This window comes from Arenibacter hampyeongensis (assembly GCF_002909255.1).
Classification (GTDB): domain Bacteria; phylum Bacteroidota; class Bacteroidia; order Flavobacteriales; family Flavobacteriaceae; genus Arenibacter; species Arenibacter hampyeongensis.
Genome location: NZ_PIOB01000004.1, coordinates 405,835 through 425,580, shown reverse-complemented (window position 1 = coordinate 425,580; position 19,746 = coordinate 405,835). Strand labels below are relative to the sequence as shown.

Genomic DNA, 19,746 nt, shown 5'->3' with positions numbered 1-19,746 from the left:
AAAGAGCATAACATAGCTATTTTGATTATGGCAGCCGGGACTTCCTCCCGTATGAAAGCCATAAAGCAATTGTTGCCCTGGGGAAATTCCACTCTAATCGGAAATGCCCTTAGAAATGCCCAAGATTCCAATGCAACTACCATACTTACCGTTTTAGGGGCCTATAAAGAAGAAATAATTCAGGAAACCGAATTTGGTGGTACGGATACTGTTTATAATTCCGATTGGAATATGGGACTGGGGAATTCCATTGCATGTGGAACAAAACATCTGCTGGAGCGGGAAGACCACTATGATGGTATTTTAATAATGTTGACCGACCAACCTTTTATAGATCCGCAGTATTTAAATACTATGATCGATAATTTTACGGATTCCGGATGCAGTATTGTGGCTACAAAGTATCAAAATAGAGTAGGGGTACCTGCCATTTTTGGAAGAGTCCATTTTGAAGCTTTAAAAACCTTGCATGCAGATTTTGGTGCTAAGGATATTATCAAAACCCATATAAATGACGTGCTTACGCTATCCCCAAATGGAAAAGAAGTGGATATTGACACTAAGGAAGATTACGAGCGGGTGCGAAAGGGCGGACAGTTTTTCAGTAATCAGTAGGCAGTGGTGAGTGGTAGCTACAGTGAATAGTTGGCAATTTCATGATTCCAAGTTCAAAGTTCAAAGTTCAAGGTTCAAAAATGTACGTCCCTGATATAGTAGAAAAAAACCGAAACAGAAATCCATGGCCATACTTCCAGTACAGGAGTAATTAAAAGTAATTTTTTTACTCCAAACTTCGCGTTGTCCTCTATAAAGTATAAATTTAGGATCTAATTCAATGTTGCAATGTCCTTAAAAACTTTATCCCTTGTTTGTATTTTACAATTAGCTTTTACAAGTCACCTATTAGCCCAAGACATGAGCTTTGAGGAGTACAATCCGGTATCGACGCTAAAAGTTCCCGGTAAGGAAATCTATAAGGCCAAATTCCCCTTTATAGATGTCCATGGCCATCAATACCAAATGCCAACACAAGACCTTTCCCCTCTAATTGCGGATATGGATAAGCTCAACTTGGGCATCATGGTCAATCTAAGTGGTGGCTCAGGAGATAGAATTAAAAAATCCTTGGAAAATATCAAGAATCATTATCCCAATAGGTTTGCGGTCTTTGCCAATGTGGATTTTGACGGGGTAGGTAACCCTGGTTGGGCCGAGAAGGCCGTTGCACAGTTGGAAGCTGATATTAAAAACGGTGCCAAGGGACTAAAGGTGTATAAGAGTTTAGGATTAAGGGACACCGATTCCTCCGGAAAACGATTGGCTATAGATGATGACCGTATAGGTGCCATTTGGGACAAATGCGCGGAATTGGGAGTGCCCGTTCTCATTCACTCCGCAGATCCCAAACCCTTTTGGGATGAGGTAAATTCCGATAATGAAAGGTGGTTGGAATTAAAAACACATCCCCGAAGAAAACGCTCGGCAACAGACCCAGCTTCCTGGGAGCAAATTATTGGAGAACAACACAGCATGTTTAAAAAGCATCCGAAAACCAAATTTATCAATGCCCATATGGGTTGGTATGCCAACGATTTGGGTACTTTGGGGAAATTAATGGACGAAATGCCCAATATGTATGTGGGTATTGGAGCCATTATTGCTGAATTGGGCCGGCAACCAAAAAATGCACATAACTTTTTTGTGAAATATCAAGACAGGGTCCTATTCGGTAAGGACAGTTGGAAACCTGAAGAATTCCCTACCTATTTTAGAGTGTTGGAATCCGATGACGAATATTTCCCCTATCATAAGAAATACCATGCTTTCTGGGCCATGTATGGTATGGACCTACCGGACGAAGTACTTAAAAAGCTATATTACAAGAATGCGCTTAACCTCATTCCTGGATTGGACAAAAGCCTATTCCCACAAGATTAGCAACGCTTTTTAGAGCACTTATTTCCTATATTCAGGTTTTTGAATCTTTTCCAGCTGTCCGTACTCCTGAAAAATACCACATGAATTGGGTTTTTTAATCAGGGATTGCTCTTTTTTTCTTTTGGCCAAAGCTTCAATTTGCGGTGATAAAAATGACATATCGCTCGTTTTTTGTGATATAAAGTTACTTTTTTTATAGAACGCAAGGGGAATTAAATTGTTGTTTTAATGTTAAATTATTTACCCCTTTTTCATCACCCCAAAAGACAATTACCTTCTATTTCCCTGCATTCAACTTCACCACATCCTGATAATGTTTCTTGATATTATAGCTGTTAAAAGGCTGTGTTTTTATATTTTTCCACTAAAATCAAACCCATAGCATAAATTTTCCGTAGGTAGAGTATAAAAAAGGTGTACGTGACCCAGAAAAATGAAAAAGGCTTGAAGCCGTGGTTGTTTAGAAGTGTAGCTTGCTTTATTGGCATCTGCTATCTAATGGCCCCTTTACAGCAGGAGTTAACGGAACTCATGCACTTTATATCGCATTCACTTGATCAGGGAGCAGGGCATCACTCCTTTATCTCCCATACCCATGATTTTTACGACCATGCCCAGGAGGATGAAGCCCATGCCGAGGCATCAATCTATACAACATGGGCCCATGAACATACAGAATCAAACGAAATTGCCTCCCATGGCCATCCCCACCCACATAATGCGGATACCCATAGTCATGAAGTTATAGGTTTTATGAGCATGGCATTCAGTACTTCAACCCCAACCCAAAAGGACAATGACACGATAAAGGTGCCATTGGATTTGGACAAGCATCTTGTGGTTGCCAATTATAGAACTATCCAAACTATCAAGACATTTAAAAAAGCCTATTTTTCCAATATTCGGGGAAACACTTCCAAAGGAATTAAATACCTCGTTGTACCTCCTCCAAAAGCCCTAAAAAAATTTTTGGAACATAATAATTTTTGAAAGAAATCCAATATCCCATTCTGGGTCCAATTGGTTTCCTTCTCCATTGTTATTGTCCAATCCTAAGATACTTTAAAGAAAAGGCATACAACGCTACACCTTACAAGGCCATTGGCCCGCCATGGATAGGTATGCCCAAAATATATATCAGGGATAGCATATAGCTATCCGGAATAAAATTTAAAATTATGGTTAAAAATACTCTTGGATTATTGATTCTTTTACTTTCCGGTACCTTGCAGGCCCATACAATAAGTGGAACAATAACCAATCAGGACAACAGCCCCTTAAGTGGAGTAGGGGTGTATAATAAGAATACGGGGCATTATACCTATAGCAATAATTCGGGAGCCTTTAGTCTGGTGAATGTTACCATCAATGATCGTGTCTATTTTTACAGTCTTGGATTCAGGAACAAAGAACTGCTCATAACCGAAAGTCAGTTGGATACAACTCTACAGATAGTCCTGGAGGAGGCTGCGGTTTCCTTGGAACAGGTGGTACTGGTATCCAATATAAACGCCATGAGCAGTTTTGTAAATGTGGACGTTAAATCCGATCCCGTTAAATCTTCCCAAGAAATCCTTAGGAAAGTACCTGGTCTCATTATTGGCCAACATGCAGGTGGAGGAAAGGCCGAACAAATTTTCCTAAGGGGATTTGATATAGATCATGGAACGGATATCGCTATAAACGTAGACGGCTTACCCGTAAACATGGTGTCCCATGCCCATGGCCAGGGTTATGCAGATATGCATTTCATAATTCCGGAAACCATAGATAATATAGATTTTGGCAAAGGTCCCTACTATGCGGATAAAGGTAATTTTAATACTGCCGGCTATGTGGACCTGACCACCAAAAAGAGATTGGAAAAAAATGTGGTAAGCATGGAGGTAGGAAAATACAATACCTTAAGAGGATTGGGGATGCTAAAACTATTGGAAAGCGATGATGACAATGCCTATATTGCCTCGGAATATTTAATTTCTGATGGCGTTTTTAAATCTCCCCAGAATTTTAATCGAATAAACATTATGGGACGGTACAATCATAAGGATGATGCCGGTAGCGAATTGGATTTGACCGCCTCACATTTTCAGAGCAAATGGGATGCCTCGGGACAAGTTCCCCAACGGGCGGTTGACAATGGGAGCATTGGCAGGTTTGGTGCCATAGACGATACCGAGGGGGGAAATACCAGCCGTACCAACCTCTTGGTGAATCATGACAAACAATTGGACCAGCATAGTAGACTTAAATCCAAGTTCTTTATTTCAAAATATGATTTTGAACTGTATTCCAATTTCACTTTTTTTCTCGAGGACCCCATTAACGGAGATCAAATAAAGCAAAAGGAAAATAGAAGCCTCATTGGGGGAGAGACCAGTTATGATAGAACCATTCATTTGGACCAAAATAATTCTCAATTCAGATTCCAAGCGGGCATAGGGTTTAGATATGACGATATAAACGAAGTAGAGCTTTCCCATACCATAAACAGAAAGACCACCTTGGACCCGCTTGCTTTAGGCAATATTGATGAATTGAACGCCTATGGGTTCTTGAATATGAATTACAAAATAAATAAGTGGAACATTAATCCCGGTGTCCGTCTGGATTATTTAAAGTTTGATTATGAAAATCTATTGACAACGACCTATGATCAAAAAAGTGAAAACAAATTGGTTGTCAGTCCCAAGCTAAATGCCATTTATAAGGCTACCTCGGACCTGCAGTTGTATGCCAAAACAGGCATTGGATTTCATTCCAATGATACTAGGGTGGTTACCGCCAATAATGGGGAAAGAATATTGCCATTGGCCTTCGGGACCGATATAGGAACTATTTACAAGCCAAAAAACCGATTGGTATTAAATATGGCCCTATGGCATCTTTTTTTGGAGCAGGAGTTCGTTTATGTAGGGGATGCAGGTATTGTGGAACCTAGCGGTAAGACCCAACACCTTGGATTAGACCTAGGTGTTAGATACCAGCTAACGGACTGGTTGTACGCCTATGGCGATGTTAATTATACCTATGCAAGAAGTACAGAAGACCCTAGTGGAGAGGATTATATTCCCTTGGCGCCCGACCTGACCTCCTCGGGCGGACTTAGCTTTAGGGGACTTGGCAACCTTTCAGGTGGAATTAATTACCGTTTTATTAGGGACCGACCTGCCAATGAAGACAATTCCATTATTGCCGAGGGGTATTTTGTAACCGATTTTAATCTTAATTATTCCTGGAAGAATTGGAGTTTTGGATTCATAGTGGATAATATGTTTGATACTGAATGGAACGAGACCCAATTTGCTACAAACAGCAGGTTATTTAATGAACCAAATGCCGTGGAAGAAATCCATTTTACCCCAGGGACACCATTCTTTGCCAGGGGAAAAGTATCCGTAAGTTTTTAATTTAGTTTGTACTCGAATTTTTAGCTCCTTTCCCTTAAGGGGGGAAGGAGCTTTTTTTTAAATTAACGGCTTTCAAAAACCGTTAAGAGTTTTCTTGCCAGCAATAGAGGAACGCATGTATTGGCAGATTGCCGCGCTAGGCCCGTCTGAATGCCGGGCAGGCTCGCAATGACGAAACAGGGAAAGCTACTTATAAAATGGACCCCTCCTGAGCTGGCGGGATGCTCAAATTTCTTCTGGCATTTCACTCGAACTGACGGGCTGTCAACTTTCCACTGCCCACTGAATACTGTTCACTGTTCACTCCATCAAGTGTTCTCGATACAAAATGCTTGTCGAAATTTCACTCGAATTGAAGGGTCGTAAACCATTCACTACCAACTGAATACTGTTCACTCCATCAACAGTTCTCGATACAAAATGCCTATCGGCATTTCACTCGAACTGACGATAGTACTTTTCTTCTTCGATGAAATTTTGCACTGTAAACTGATTCAAACTTTGAACCTTCAACTTTGAACCTTGAACCTTGAGCTTAATTCACAAAATCCTTTCCTTTTCAATTACGCTAAGCGCCAGTCTAATGGTAGAATATTCCAGCTTTTCTTCAAAATACTCGTAATACGGTTTTAAAGCTTCTGGATCTTTGAGTTCCTTCTTGGCCTGGGCAACCAATCCTATGGTTTCCTTATCCACAAACTCATAGATAGCCACATCCTTACCGTCCGAGTAAAGTTTTGCCAAATGTGAAAAAATGGTTGTGGGCTTTAACTTTCTTAATTGGGCTATCTCCTCAATGCTCTTTCCTTCTTTATAAAGTTCATAGGTGTCCTGGTAGGTATGCGACTTCTTTTTTTTCTTTATCTTTTTTTCTACCTGAAAAGCCTTGATCTCTTGAATAAATTGCTCTCCGTAGACTTCCAATTTACGTTGTCCAACCCCATTTATTTTCATTAATTCTTCCTCACTAGTGGGCCTTTCGGCTTCCATTTCTTTTAAGGTGGCATCATTGAAAACCAAATAAGCCGGGATATTCTCTTCCAAAGAAATCTGGAACCTTAATAAGCGTAAGCGTTCAAACAATGAGTTTTTGGCAACTTTCTTGGTTTTTTGTTCTTTTTCCAAGGCCACCCTTTCTTCCTTTTTCATTGGTTTGCTCAACAATACCCTTGTCTTACCAAATAGAACGTCTTTGGAATAAGGGGTAAGCTGCAACACGTTGTTCCTATGAAAGGCTATCTCACAGAAACCCTGATTTATAAGTTGAATAGCGTAATGTTGCCAATCGTTCCAAGATATATCCTTACCTATGCCATACGTTTTTATTTCCTGATAATTTTTATCCAAAACAGCAGCATTTTGGGCTCCCCTTAATACATCTATAACAATTCCCGTGGCTTCCGACTCCTTTAATCGAGCTATGGTGGATAAAATCTTTTGGGCGATAATGGTACCGTCAAAAAACTGGGGCGGATTTTTACATACGTCGCAATTTCCACAGTCCTCCCCCAGAAATTCCCCAAAATAACTCAACAAGATCTTTCTTCTACAGGTGGATGCCTCTGAAAACTGCTTCATCCGGTCCAATTTGGCCAACTGTACCTCCTCATTTGCAGCACCGGACGCAAATCGTTGAAGCTGGATTACATCGCCATAACTGTGGAACAAAAGTGCTTGAGCCGCTAAACCGTCCCTACCGGAGCGACCTATTTCCTGATAATAACCCTCAATATTTTTGGGCATATTATAATGAATAACCCAGCGTACATTGGATTTGTCTATTCCCATTCCAAAAGCAATGGTAGCGCATACAATTTGGGTTTTGTCGAAAATAAAATCTTCCTGTACCTTATTACGGCTCTCAAAATCCAACCCAGCGTGGTAGGCTGCTGCTTTAATGCCGTTGTCCAAAAATTTTGCCACCAAGGTCTCTGTAGATTTTCTACTCAAACAATAAATAATACCCGATTCATTGGGCCTTTGCTTTATAAATTGAAGTATTTGGGCAACCCTATCATGGGCGGCCCTTACTTCCAGGGCAATATTTTTTCTGTCAAAGGAGGCTAGAAACTTTTTTGCCTTTGGAATCTGCAGTTGTGCCAAAATGTCCTCTCTAGTGGCCTTATCGGCTGTTGCCGTTAAAGCAATAATAGGTGTGAGGGGCAGGGTGCTTTTTAAAAATCCCAATTGTTGATAAGAGGGTCTAAAATCATGTCCCCAAGAGGAAATGCAGTGGGCTTCGTCAACGGCCACACAACTTATAAACTCTTCCTTTAAAATAGGGGATAGGCCTTGGAGGCTCTCCGGTGCAACATAAAGTAATTTCAACTCACCTTTATGCGTACTTTCCAGTATTTTCTGTTGTTCTTCGGCGGACTGACTACTATTAAAAAAAGCCGCTGGAATCCCGTTGGCTTTAAGTCCATCCACTTGATCCTTCATCAGTGCAATTAAGGGAGAAATCACCAAGGTAGTGCCTTTTAGCAAGAGTGCCGGCAATTGGAAACAAATAGACTTTCCTCCACCTGTGGGCATAATCACCAAACAATCCTCCTTTTTTAAAACCGAATTAACGATCTCCTCTTGTTGATCTCTAAAGCTATCAAAACCAAAGAACTTTTTTAGATGGGAGTATAATTCGTTCTGCAGATCGGGCATGGGTATAGGTAAAATTATTGTGTGGCCGAAATTAATCATTATTGAAGCGCGATAACAATTTTAAGAACGTTAAAATCTTCGAAAATAAATTCAAAATGAAGGCAATTCCCTGTTTGGTCCTATCTTAAAAATGTTAAATTTAAGGATTACAAACTTTAACATTTTACAAAAATGAATCTCTGTCGTAATTATTATCTTCTTCTTGTTTTCTCATTCACTGTCTTTAACGGCCTCAAGGCACAGGAATCCTTTACTCCCCCAAAATTGTCCAATCCGGATTCCTGGTCCATTATTTTGGTCCCTGACACCCAAACCTATGTGAAGTTTGAAAGAAATCAGGGCACCTTGGAAACCATGACAGCTTGGATCAGCGAAAATATAGATACCCTAAACATAAAAATGGTTTTGTGCACGGGGGATTTGGTAGAACAGAACGAACTTTTGGTCCCCGATAAAAAAAATGGAAATATGCCCAGTAGGGACCAGTGGAGGGCCGTATCCCATGCTTTTGAACGTTTAGACGGGAAAGTGCCCTATATTTTGGCAGCCGGAAACCACGATTTTGGTTATAAAAATGTTGAAAACCGAAAATCGAACTACAGCCAATATTTCCCTGTACATAGGAATTTGTTAAATGCCAAGGCCTTACGTGCGGCTGGCAAGAATATAGACGGCATGCCGTCTGCGGAGAACGCTACGTATGAATTTATTTCCCCTCAACAAAGAAAATTTTTGTTCTTGAATCTGGAATTTGCCCCCAGGGACACTATTCTGCAATGGGCCAGTAGTGAGATTTCCAAAGAAATTTATAAGGACCACACTGTGGTAATGCTTACCCATTCCTATTTGGATGCTGAAAACAAGCATAAGGAAAAGGAAAACTACCCTTTAGTCGATGCCAACTACGGCAGGGCCATTTGGGAAAAATTGGTAGCACCTTCCAAAAACGTTCAATTGGTTTTTTCCGGTCATATTGGATCTCCAGATAATTTTAGAGAGCACACGGGCTTTAAAATTGATAGGAATGCCGACGGGAAAAAGGTAAATCAGATTACTTTTAATGCCCAGGCCATGGGTGGAGGTTGGCAGGGAAATGGGGGAGATGGCTGGCTTCGAATCATGGAGTTTTTGCCCGATGGCAAGACGGTTATTACCACCACTTTTTCACCCTATTTCGCTATCTCACCCAGCACACAAAAGATGGCCTATCAAAAGGATGATTTCAACAATTTTTCAATTAAATTGGATTAATTGTATAGAATTGATAGCTGATATTGGTTGGATTTATAGAAACTGACCTTAAAACCAGCGATAAATCCCACGAAAATTATTCAATATTGTAGGATATTTCTTAACAAAACATACTATATATCGAAAAATACCGTTTTTTTTAACATAATATTGTAGAACGGCTTAATTTAGCGCCGGATTATTATGATATAAACCCCTATATCCTATGAAAACATTAAACTATTTTATTTTAAGTCTTGGAGTATTATTCTTTATTGGTTGCAGCAATGATGCCATTAACGAATTAAATAATGAAAGTCTAACAAGCGAACAGGTTAAATCCCAAATGGAGGTCAATTCCATTTCGGAAGGCTTGGACGAGCTAGTTTCAGAATTACTGATCAACGATAAAGCTGGAAAAAGTAATAAAGCAGACAATGCCTGTGCAGCGGTGACATTTACCGAAGAAAGTATTTCGGTAGCTTATGACCAATGTATAATTCGCGGTAAAACCATAAGTGGAACTATTGTCCTGACAGGGAATAATGGAAGTACGGATGGTACCAAAGGTAGTTATGAGGTTACTTTTACTGATTTTACCTTCAACGACCATGTCTTGAACGGTACCAAGAGTTTTTCCTTCGATTTTTCGGATTCCAACAGTCCTACATTTACAATTGTTACCGATGCAACCTTTGAGGGTGCCAATGGAGCTATCGTAAAGTGGAAAGGAAATAAAGTTCTTAACTGGTATTTAGAGAACATTAATGCCGAAGGCGCCGATGCTACCTGTACAGGAGATTGGGATATAACCGTAAACGGCACTACCTATGAATTTACAGTGACCGAACCATTATCTTGGAATTTGGGTTGCGCCTTTATTACATCTGGCGTTATGCAGTTGGAGGTTGATAGTATGACAGCTTCGTTGGACTTTGGTAGCGGCACTTGTGACCAAAAAGGCACTGTTACATATCCTAATGGAGACACTGAGGAAGTAAATTGGTAACCAACTAGATCATATATATTTTTTAGTAAACCCCGATGAATTTCATCGGGGTTTCTTTTTGACCATTCATTTTACACAATTGGTTTTCCTTAATTTTTATGTTTGCATAAAGCATCAATCTCTTTGCTGTCCAAAATCTTCGAACCATTGCGTTTCAGGATTATCATTAAGCTTAAAGAAGATTTCATGAATTCCTTTCAAACATTGAACCAACTTATGAATAATGAAATCGACGAAGTAGGTTAATGAACAACTTATTCTTTCATTTTACTCAAGTGATTTTTCTTGTTTTTTTATCGGTTTTGTGAATCTTCGATTTCCTTGCTTGTCCAAAGAAAATGAAACAGGGCCTTAAAGGAGAGGTACAGTGTACCTCTGTTTTAAGGAGCCAGCTGTAAGCAAGGCCATCGCACCATCTGGCCCCTCAAATCAAATGCAAAGCATTGCATTCTTCTATCGGTCCTAAGGAATTTTTTAGACCATGCCTAAAAACCGTATTCAAAACTCCGCGCTTTTTTTAAAAACAAAAAGCTGAATCTCGGAGCTTTTGAATCCTATTCTACTGCAAAGGAATACCAGTCACAAACTTCTTGCTTTGATTTTCTGCCTATTTTACATCTAAACTTTAATATGCTTAGGTTGGCCAAACAGTTGATTGGGATTAGTGTTAAATTAATGGTTTGGGGCAGGAGGGGAGTGGTAGGGGAGATACCCTTCCAAAATGGAGTAAAGGACCAACAAAAACCAAGCTTTCCATAGATTTTCTACCTTTTGTCGGGAAAATAATTCAGTACGTCGATATTACGAAGGTGTTAATTTTCGCTTAAACTAATGTTAATGAGGGATTTACTTGGATAAAATTGGGGATTTTTTTGTATCTTTTTTTTGCAAAACATAAATATTGATTATAAGAGTATAAACAAAGGATGGTTCCCCCATTAACCCTAAAAATCTTGTCATATGGAAACAACCCCAAAAATTAGTAACAATTTAATTAGGAGGCCTTCAAGCAGTGGATGTATTCTAAAGCTTGAGCGAACCAATAATGATTTGTGCCAATTGGAAAAGAAAATGTCCTCTTATGTATGTGAGCCTAACACATACACCTTGTTTATTAAATCTGAAACCCTGAGACAGACTTTGGATTCCTTGAAAAATTCGAATGCAGAGTTGATCAAGGCCTTAAAAAGGGAAAAGGATTTAAAAATTGATCTTTTTGAAAAAACGATGGCGCAGATTCGTTCATATCTTGAAATACAAAAATCGGTTGAGGAATACAGTAACATGTTGAGGTATTAAAGATTTTCCTATCATTTTCCTGATCAAACAAATTAAGCATACAGAGGGGCAGAATTATAATCAAGAAAATAATGGGATGGAAAAGCCCTGAATATAATTATTCAGGGCTTTTCTATTTATTAAAAACCGGTTTTCACATCAGCCTAATTAAGCCCAAGAGAGAATTTTGATACTTTTAAAATACCTGATGCATTTAATGTGCTGTTTAACAGCTCATTACCATGAAACGGATATAGTACTACTAGAGCATAAAAAAAGCCTTGGATCGTAAAGATCCAAGGCTTTAGTATTCAGGGGAAGTTGATGTATCTTAATTTACATTGGCCCCAACATTTCCTTGTGCCACTAAAGTGTCCAGGTCTTCGGTGCTTAGATGTACATTAATGTATCCGTCTATAGCCAGGAGGGCATCATAATCCAATGCACCGCCAGCATTTGCCTGGGTAACGTTGGTTACACTTATTCCATTATCTCCAATGACACTGCCCAAAGTAACGATAACCGCTCCAGGAGCATCTGCAACAGCGCCAGTATGAATATGTGCAGGGTGTATTGAGCCTGCCGTTGTACCAACCAATTCCAAGGTCACCAATGTCTCTTTGTTTACGCGTTCGGAAAAGGTAGCTGTGCCAAAAATGGCTGCATTACTTACCGCTGCCAGATCGTAGGACACCTCGTTGCCAGTAAGTTCGTTCTGACCTATATCTCCCTGTGCAACCAGAACATCTAGTTCTGCAATCGACTTATGAACGTTGATATACCCATCAAATTCCAACAATTCCTCATAGCTAACTGCTGTTCCGGCATCGTCCTCCTCAATATGCGTCCAGCTTTTTCCACTTGCTCCTGCTACGGCCGAAAGGGAAATTACGATATCGCCACCTTCTGCTGCGGTATTGGCATGAATATGTGCAGGATGTTCCCCATCCGATGGAGTACCTTCCAATTGCAGTTCTAGGAGGGAGGCCCCACTTAAACGTTTATGTACCGTAGCCGTACCCATGATGGTCGGTACCAATACACTGTGAAGCGCAAATTCTTTGGAATCTCCCGTCAGGACGTTGATTCCTATATCACCCTGTGCCACAAGTACAGCCAATTCGGTGGCGGACTTATGTACGTTGATGTAACCATCCATTTCCAACAAGGCCTCATAGGTTATGGCTGCACCGGCATCATCTTCCTCAATATGGGTGAAACTTTTTCCACTGACGCCAATTACCGGCGATAGGGAAATGGCAATATCACCACCTTCAGCAGCAGAATTCAAATGTATATGAGCGGGATGTTCCCCGTCATCCGGAGTACCTTCCAAAGCAATCTCTAGGAGGGAAGCCCCACTAACACGCTTATAGATAGTAGCTGTTCCGCTAATGTTGACATCGATAACACTGCTAAGGGCATACTCTCTAGAATCTGCCGTAATTTCATTTACACCAATATCACCTTGGGCAATAAGGGTACCTAGATCAGTTGCGGATTGATGCACATTAATATAGCCATCCAATTCCAATATCTGGGCGTAGGTAATGGCGGTACCATTTTTAGTAGCACTTATAATAGTGGTACTTTCTCCAGTAGCACCATCAACCGCATTAAGGTCAACAATGATATCTCCGGTCTCTGCCGCAGAATTGGCGTGAATATGGGCTGGAAAACTTCCTGCAGCGGTACCCGTTAATTTCAGGTTGACGGTGGCCGTACCGTCTTCATTTTCCACAACAGTGGCCGTTCCTGACACGGAACCATCCGAACGCGATTGTAATTGATAGGTTTTGCTTTCCCTGTCAAAAACGCCTGGGGGTTGATCTGTACTATCATCGTCAGAGCAACTGCTGGCAAAAATTGTAGATGCCGCCATAAATAAATACATTATCCTTTTCATATATAATAATTTAGGGTTTAATATGACAACGAAATTATGATGAAGGATTGAAAGGGCTTGTTGGTGATGATTAAATTATTGACGCTAAAAAGGAATGATATTATAAAGTAGGGAATAAAGCTAGGCTAGGAAGATGGTCTATATTCTTTAAGGTAGACAGTAGGGTTCTATAAACCCTATTTTACATAATGTAAATTATAGAACATTTTGCATTATTGGTTTAGCCAGTGGCTGAAGCAATAATCAAGAAGGTTGGCGCGCTGGCGAAATTCCACAGAAGTTTAATCCAAGTAGCTATAATTCCATTATGTAAAATGTCCCTAAACATTTTATTATTTAAGCGAATTATGAGCAGGGTCATGAAACTAATAACCGGTTTGCTGCGACTTTGCCAACGCTCCATCTCGCCGTCAAAATAAATCAGCCACCGGCATATCCACCGAATCCCCATCCACAGATTTGGTGCCAAAAAAAACCACCACGTAAAGTGGTGGTTATACTGCATTCAAGATTGTTTCCTCCCCTTCAAATCACTTAAAGGAAGTCACCCTGGGACCAGGAACTGGAAAATTGGCATCCATTCTAGAGGTGTTCAAAGCCTTCAAGCTATTTATGGCATTAATACCATTATCAGTGAAATTCGCAGGGTCTACGGGACTTTGATGGGCATTGTCTACAAATCCTGTACGTTGGCTAAAGGTGCGCTCACCTCCACTATTCATAATGTCGTTATTAATTTTTGGGTCATTATGTCCATCTTTAACCACAATATCCCATAATAAGGCATGGACAATTTCGTGGGCCAAAGTCTCCCCTATTAAACGTCCGTAAACTTCGGTTGCAAACGATTCCAATGCTGGGTCTCCTCCTACACCCTGAGATTGCAATTGTATAATGAGTGCCTGGGTTTCCGTATCCAGTTCTGTAGCACTGAATCCTCCTCCTGCCATTGGCTCATCATAACTACCTGGAAAAACATCAATCGTTCTATTCGGTACAATATTACCAACTTCTCCTGGTGCTGGATTGGTTTGTCCAAAAGTTCTATTGCCAGCGGCGATTCTATTTTTAATCGTCGCTACCGTAATCATATTGGCCGGTAAATGTGCCGGCACAACTTCAGCGAAACCTCCCAATCGCCATATGGTTCTTACGTTTGCGTCAACCAATAGAGCATCACACACTTCCTTGGCTTTGCTTATGATATCGTTTTTTAAAGTGGTTAGTGACAAATCGGCCAAGACCAGATTAAAAGCTGCTGCATCTTCATTGATGGTAACAAACTGAGGTATGCTCAAGGGCAATTTCATACTTTGAACAACGGTATCGTTTACGTCGCGTACGGAAACATCAATGTTACTTAATCCAGGGCGTATTCCAAGAATGTTAACCGACTCGCCCACAACCATATTAGGACCATTCTTAATGGTATAATCGCCGACCTCACTAGGTGGTACGCTCCATCGAACGCTACCTCCGGCGGGCATATTGCTTACTCTAACTGAAAAAGAGGTTTCACCTGTCTTACTTCCCGCACTTGGAGATCCAGCTGTAGCAGGATTAAAACTTCTTGAAGCTGCATTCAAATCTGGATTTTCAATAATCCTTGGAGTTCCATTATTGGAATCCTTCTTGACCGAAACGGATTCCGTACCCAGTGGGGTTGTTCTTGACACATTGATACTGCCATTTTCTGCATCGCCTGCTTTGGAAATTGCGTTCTGGATTTCAGGAGTGCTGGTCAGGGGCTTGGCATTGGAAGAATCTTTTTTGCCCACTACGCTATCTGCAGCGTCGGTATACGAGTTAAGGACTTTCTTAATTTGGTCGCTTGCCTCTTCAGTATTTAAAAAACCTTCTTTATTCAATTTCTTGATCTGTTCTATCTGCTTGGCACCATCTTCTTTCTGATTGGCCATGACCGCCAAACTTGCAAAGTCCTTAGAAATACTTGCTAGATCGGTAACACTTTTTGAGGTGGTCTGTAAAGCTCCCAAAGCATTGGCCTGGGTGCCTGCGAGACCGGTCATGTCCCTGAAGGAATCCGCTTTACCAAGTAGCCCATAAGCAGCTGCCAAGCCCGTTGGGTCAGGTGCCGAGGGTGCATTCTGCATATTGATGATATTGGCAGGGAAATCTTTCGCCTGCAAATTGCCCGGATCACTACGTCTACTGGCCGTAGATACCGGCTCAATGGCCGTTGGCGAGCTTCCGCAGGGCTCATCGGTGAACCTCCAATGGCGGGTTTCATCAATCTCTTCGCAGCTATTGCACTGGCCCATGACCGATTCGGCATATACCCCTTTTGTAGGCACGCTAATGCGATAGGGGTCCGGGGTGGTAGTGGGCTGGTAGTACTCCAGTAGGTTTTCAACGTTTTTAAACACGGGATCTAAGCGTTCGCCAGGTATAACCTTGAGCACCAAGTTGTTGCCAACAATGCCCATAACCTTGTTTTCTACCACGCTGGCCACGCTCCTACCCCCACTGTGTGGGGCAATGTACCCATCGAGAAGGCCAAAAAGACGACTTGAGTCGATACTCGACCAAATGATCTTGTGCGACATTTCCAAATACTCGTTCAAGAACGAGACCAAGGCCTCTGCTGCTTCCCTGTCTTCCTTTCTAGGGTTCCGAAGTTCTTGGCTGTTCAATGGCGTAAAAATCAAGGCAGCATCGGTAACAGTTCGTATTCCGGTTGGAAATGAAAATTGCAAGGTATTTATAATGTCGTTGTTGATGGTATCTTTTCGGAGGATGTATTCACTCAGGTAGTTGGTCCGGTAATGGAGGTATGCCGAGCGAAGAATGATCTTTGAGGTCGGTTTTACGTTGGTGTCGGCCCTAAACCGCAGGTGCTTTATCTGTCTACGTGTAATGTTAGGCACGTTGGCCGCGTTGATGCTTACTCGTAACGGCACCCTTTTCCGATAGTTGGATAGCAGTGTAACGTCAAAATCAAGTGGAACTTCGGTCCCATTGTCCGCTATGGCGTAGAACAGCATTTTGTCAACAAAGGCCCGAACAATATCCGGGGCATACTGCTCCTCAAAAATGGCATCTTTCTCTGCCTCGGTCAGTGGCACCTCTCGCTCCAAATGGAACACCATCTTACCAAAAAACCATGGAAATGGAATGGAAAGGTCGTATTCTTCGGTCTTGGTGGCCTCATCAATTTCTTTAATAAAGGGCCGTTCCAATTCAAAGGAAATGGTAAAATGGCCAGTGAATTCTTCGATCATTTCATCGGCATAACTACCAATGGGCATATCGGAGTTGGCGTAGTTTGATTCAATGCGCTCAATGGCATCAAAGCCCCTACGCAATTTTCGCCCATAGATTGTTCTCTGTAAGGTGTTTTTCCATCGGAGCACCTTTTTAAAATCAAAATGGCCCAGGGGCATGGGTACAAATAGACATTCCTGTACATCTACCAATTCCTGTTCGATGGCGTAGTGCTTTAACACCTCAAAATATTCGACAGTGACGGCATGACAGTGATTGTTGTTTTTGATTACTTCGGTCTGAACGCTAACCGTTTCGTTCTGCCCCACCGTCTGTATAACAGTACTGCGTTGACTGCGAAGACTAGAGGCCGATTGTGACGTATTGTCTTGAAGGCTGTTCAGAGTGTTTGCCGATAAGTTTCGGGATGAATTCTGGTTAGCGGTCGATTTTGAAGAAGCCCCGGAGTGCGATACACCGCCGGCCACCCCAAAGACCACAGGAGCGATAAAACCACCTATACCTCCACCTATGCCGGCACTTGTGGACTTGGTCTTGTTCGTTGATGAAGCCGTTATCGATTCACCGAACGATGAGCTCATGATTTCGGTAATGTCGCGATCCCTGGATATCTGGGCTTCAAGCTCATCGATGGCAATCTGGGATTCGGTCCTGCTGCTCTGTTCGTTACGGTCCCAATCCACAATGGCAATCTGTTTTTCTTGACATGGAGCCAAGGGAAGGCTGTACAGTAAATCGCCGAGCGAATATCCGGCGGCTTTCCATTTTTGCTTAAAATGAAGGATATGGCCATTGGCAATCGTGGTATTTTCATAAATGGTCGGTGTCTCATCCCAATCAATGCTATTTTCTACAGATAGGTCAACCCGTCCAGGGTGGTTTTGAATGTAGGCCTGTTCCAGTTTTTCTACCGTCCGTATGGCCAAGTAGATCTGTCGTTTCAGTGCGGTAAGGGTACTCTTTATTTCGTCGTAATTCTCGTAGAAATAATCGTCATCAAGCTCGGTAGCAAACCGTAAGTTGGTACTGTAGAAGGTGTGGAATTCATCAAGTAATGTGATGAAGGTAGTTAAGCTGGTCAAAAATATGGTGTAATACGAGCGTATCTCCAGAATTTCTGCCAATGAAAATATAGACTTATTCCGTAAAGTTTCCTTTAAATCGTTGAATTTTTGGATTAGGCATAGAATGCCCATGGTATCTGATTTTGGAGAGGGTGGACACGGTTCAAACTCCAAGCCTGAACCCACTGCGGCACTTGCCAACTCAACCGCAATCTTTCGAAGATATCCGAGCATACTTTCTTTCAACTGCGGATTGACATCTGCATTGTCGATGCCAATTATCAACGCCTCCACTTTCTTTTCGGCAGCAGTGAGGGCCTTTTTATCGGAAGAATCCCCCTCGACAAGTTTTTCAAGCTCCAGAATCGCGGTATTGTATAGTTTCTTTTCACTGGCCCCAAAGTCCATCTGAGGCTTTAATTGCTCAATATGACCCATGAGCGACCTTAGCTCTTCCCTGTTCAAACTATCCTGGGCCGCTAATTTTTCACAATAACTCTGGGCTTCCTGCACTCCTTTTTTACCACAGTAGGCAGCCGCAAGCTTTTGGTGCAGATCAATCAGTTTTTGCTTCTTTTTACGCTGCTCCGAGGCCAGTTTTATGATATCGACAGGTTTTAACCTATCGCTAACGGCTATCAAATCGTTTGTATTTATCTTGAATTTTGTGGCATATCCAGTATCAATTTTTAGTAGATAATTGGGAAAAAAAGTGGCCGATTTGGTTGCAGTATCCCCGTTATCCTCAGCGTCATTGGAGCGGACACCAGTATTTTTTTGGATCATATCTTCTTCAATCGTATAAGGCACAACAGACAATGAATTAAACGAGCTGTTGAGCCTTGCCACAATCTTAAAGGCATGGTCCGAAATGTCAAAAAGTTCGTTTTTGATGTTTCGGCTTTGCTTCGAATTGATGGTGAGTCCTTTGATTTCAGGTTCGGTGGTTCTTACGGTATGGTAGAAACTGAACTCTTCCAACGTCCTGTTCGGAGTTGTAAAATCTACGCACTTACCGCCAATGTCCTGGGAAAAGGCAGTGGAATTTACCAGATCTGCATTGTCCGGAAGTTCAGGTACTACTTGACCACACCCACAACCATCGTCATCTGACATTCCCGAAAGGTCTGCTACCAATATAACATTTTTAGGAAGCTTGTTGTTTTCTAAGGGAATAGACACTGGGTTGGATTCATTTCCTGCAATAACACCAAAAGCCTGTTGTGTACTTTGATTTACAACTTGACCAAAGAAATACCCTTTGCCATCTGTGGATGCCGTGAATACCGTATTAAATTTCTTAACATCAAAGTCCAGCGCTGGGTCATTGCTGACCATTATTAGCACCTGCAGTCCAGCTGTTTTTGATTCCCCTGAAATATCGATGAGGCGTCCACTTAATTTTTTTGAGGCTTGTTCTGCTGGAGAAGATTGGTTAAAGGTTATGATCTTCGGGTTTACGTCAATATCCAAGGTCTGGCTGTCATCTTCGGCCCCAATTGGAATGTCGGCCGTTTTTAATGCCCCGTGAGTGTAGGCCTGTCTACCCAATTGTCCGCCATCGGGCGCATAGACTTCTACTGTGACCAGGTCATTGGCCAATAGTTCCTTTTTGGGAACAAAAAATCGAAATTCTCCGTTCGGGTGTACATCAACGCGATCTTTACTGAACACGGGGTGTCCAGATATCATTTGCGTGTAACTCACTTTTAAAAAGTGGCCCGTGTATTGATCTGTGATGGTGGTACCATCTAAAGGGTTTAGTTTACCATTAGCACTTACTCTTTCCATTTTCTTGTAGTTTATTAGGATGTAACTTGGGGAAATTTGGATAGAGGGAACTGCCTAAAGGTTCGAAAATGAAATGTGCTTCATTTTAAGAACCCTTTAAAAAATCACTTAAAATTACTCTGTAAATTATGAAGTATAGGATTAGTTGTATAAATTGAAGAGAAAATTATGTATACTACCGTTATTTATTTATAATTGGTAAGTTTTTTATTACAA

The 19,746-nt window shown here is 41.4% G+C and carries 11 protein-coding genes; 7 read left to right on the top strand and 4 right to left on the bottom strand.

Translation table 11 applies throughout. The annotated features are described in order from the left end of the window. Positions 1-27: 27 nt before the first annotated feature. Entirely contained in the window at positions 28-615 is a 588-nt protein-coding gene (locus CWD91_RS12655; RefSeq protein WP_103441311.1) for a nucleotidyltransferase family protein, read from the top strand. A gap of 300 nt (positions 616-915) precedes the next feature. Beyond that, entirely contained in the window at positions 916-1,938 is a 1,023-nt protein-coding gene (locus tag CWD91_RS12650; RefSeq protein WP_239985762.1) for an amidohydrolase family protein, read from the top strand. A gap of 18 nt (positions 1,939-1,956) precedes the next feature. Here the strand turns inward: CWD91_RS12650 and CWD91_RS22815 are convergent, their stop codons facing one another. After that, positions 1,957-2,097 (bottom strand): hypothetical protein, encoded by a 141-nt coding sequence (locus CWD91_RS22815; protein WP_192877664.1) that lies wholly within the window; start codon positions 2,095-2,097, stop codon positions 1,957-1,959. Between the two features lie 261 nt (positions 2,098-2,358). On the opposite strand from CWD91_RS22815, the gene CWD91_RS12645 reads away from it, so the two are divergent. Continuing rightward, positions 2,359-2,928 (top strand): hypothetical protein, encoded by a 570-nt coding sequence (locus tag CWD91_RS12645; RefSeq protein ID WP_157943775.1) that lies wholly within the window; start codon positions 2,359-2,361, stop codon positions 2,926-2,928. Between the two features lie 188 nt (positions 2,929-3,116). Further along, positions 3,117-5,348, top strand: a complete 2,232-nt coding sequence (locus tag CWD91_RS12640; protein WP_103441308.1) for a TonB-dependent receptor — start codon at positions 3,117-3,119, stop codon at positions 5,346-5,348. A gap of 540 nt (positions 5,349-5,888) precedes the next feature. Here CWD91_RS12640 and recQ read toward each other — a convergent pair. Next, positions 5,889-8,045 (bottom strand): DNA helicase RecQ, encoded by a 2,157-nt coding sequence (recQ, locus tag CWD91_RS12635; RefSeq protein ID WP_239985760.1) that lies wholly within the window; start codon positions 8,043-8,045, stop codon positions 5,889-5,891. A 132-nt stretch (positions 8,046-8,177) separates the two neighbouring features. Between recQ and CWD91_RS12630 the strand changes: the two genes are divergently transcribed. From CWD91_RS12630 to CWD91_RS12620, 3 genes are all read left to right on the top strand, one after another. Next, positions 8,178-9,257: a metallophosphoesterase gene (locus CWD91_RS12630; protein WP_103441307.1), complete on the top strand. Its 1,080-nt coding sequence runs from the start codon at positions 8,178-8,180 to the stop codon at positions 9,255-9,257. A gap of 205 nt (positions 9,258-9,462) precedes the next feature. Next, positions 9,463-10,245: a hypothetical protein gene (locus CWD91_RS12625; protein ID WP_103441306.1), complete on the top strand. Its 783-nt coding sequence runs from the start codon at positions 9,463-9,465 to the stop codon at positions 10,243-10,245. A gap of 960 nt (positions 10,246-11,205) precedes the next feature. Further along, positions 11,206-11,544 (top strand): hypothetical protein, encoded by a 339-nt coding sequence (locus CWD91_RS12620; protein WP_103441305.1) that lies wholly within the window; start codon positions 11,206-11,208, stop codon positions 11,542-11,544. 310 nt (positions 11,545-11,854) lie between these two features. On the opposite strand, the gene CWD91_RS12615 is transcribed toward CWD91_RS12620, so the two are convergent. Next, positions 11,855-13,429, bottom strand: a complete 1,575-nt coding sequence (locus CWD91_RS12615) for a CHRD domain-containing protein (RefSeq protein ID WP_103441304.1) — start codon at positions 13,427-13,429, stop codon at positions 11,855-11,857. 530 nt (positions 13,430-13,959) lie between these two features. Beyond that, positions 13,960-19,530 carry a hypothetical protein gene (locus CWD91_RS12605; RefSeq protein ID WP_103441302.1) on the bottom strand — a complete coding sequence of 1,857 codons (5,571 nt, stop codon included), beginning with the start codon at positions 19,528-19,530 and terminating at the stop codon, positions 13,960-13,962. Between the last annotated feature and the right edge of the window lie 216 nt (positions 19,531-19,746).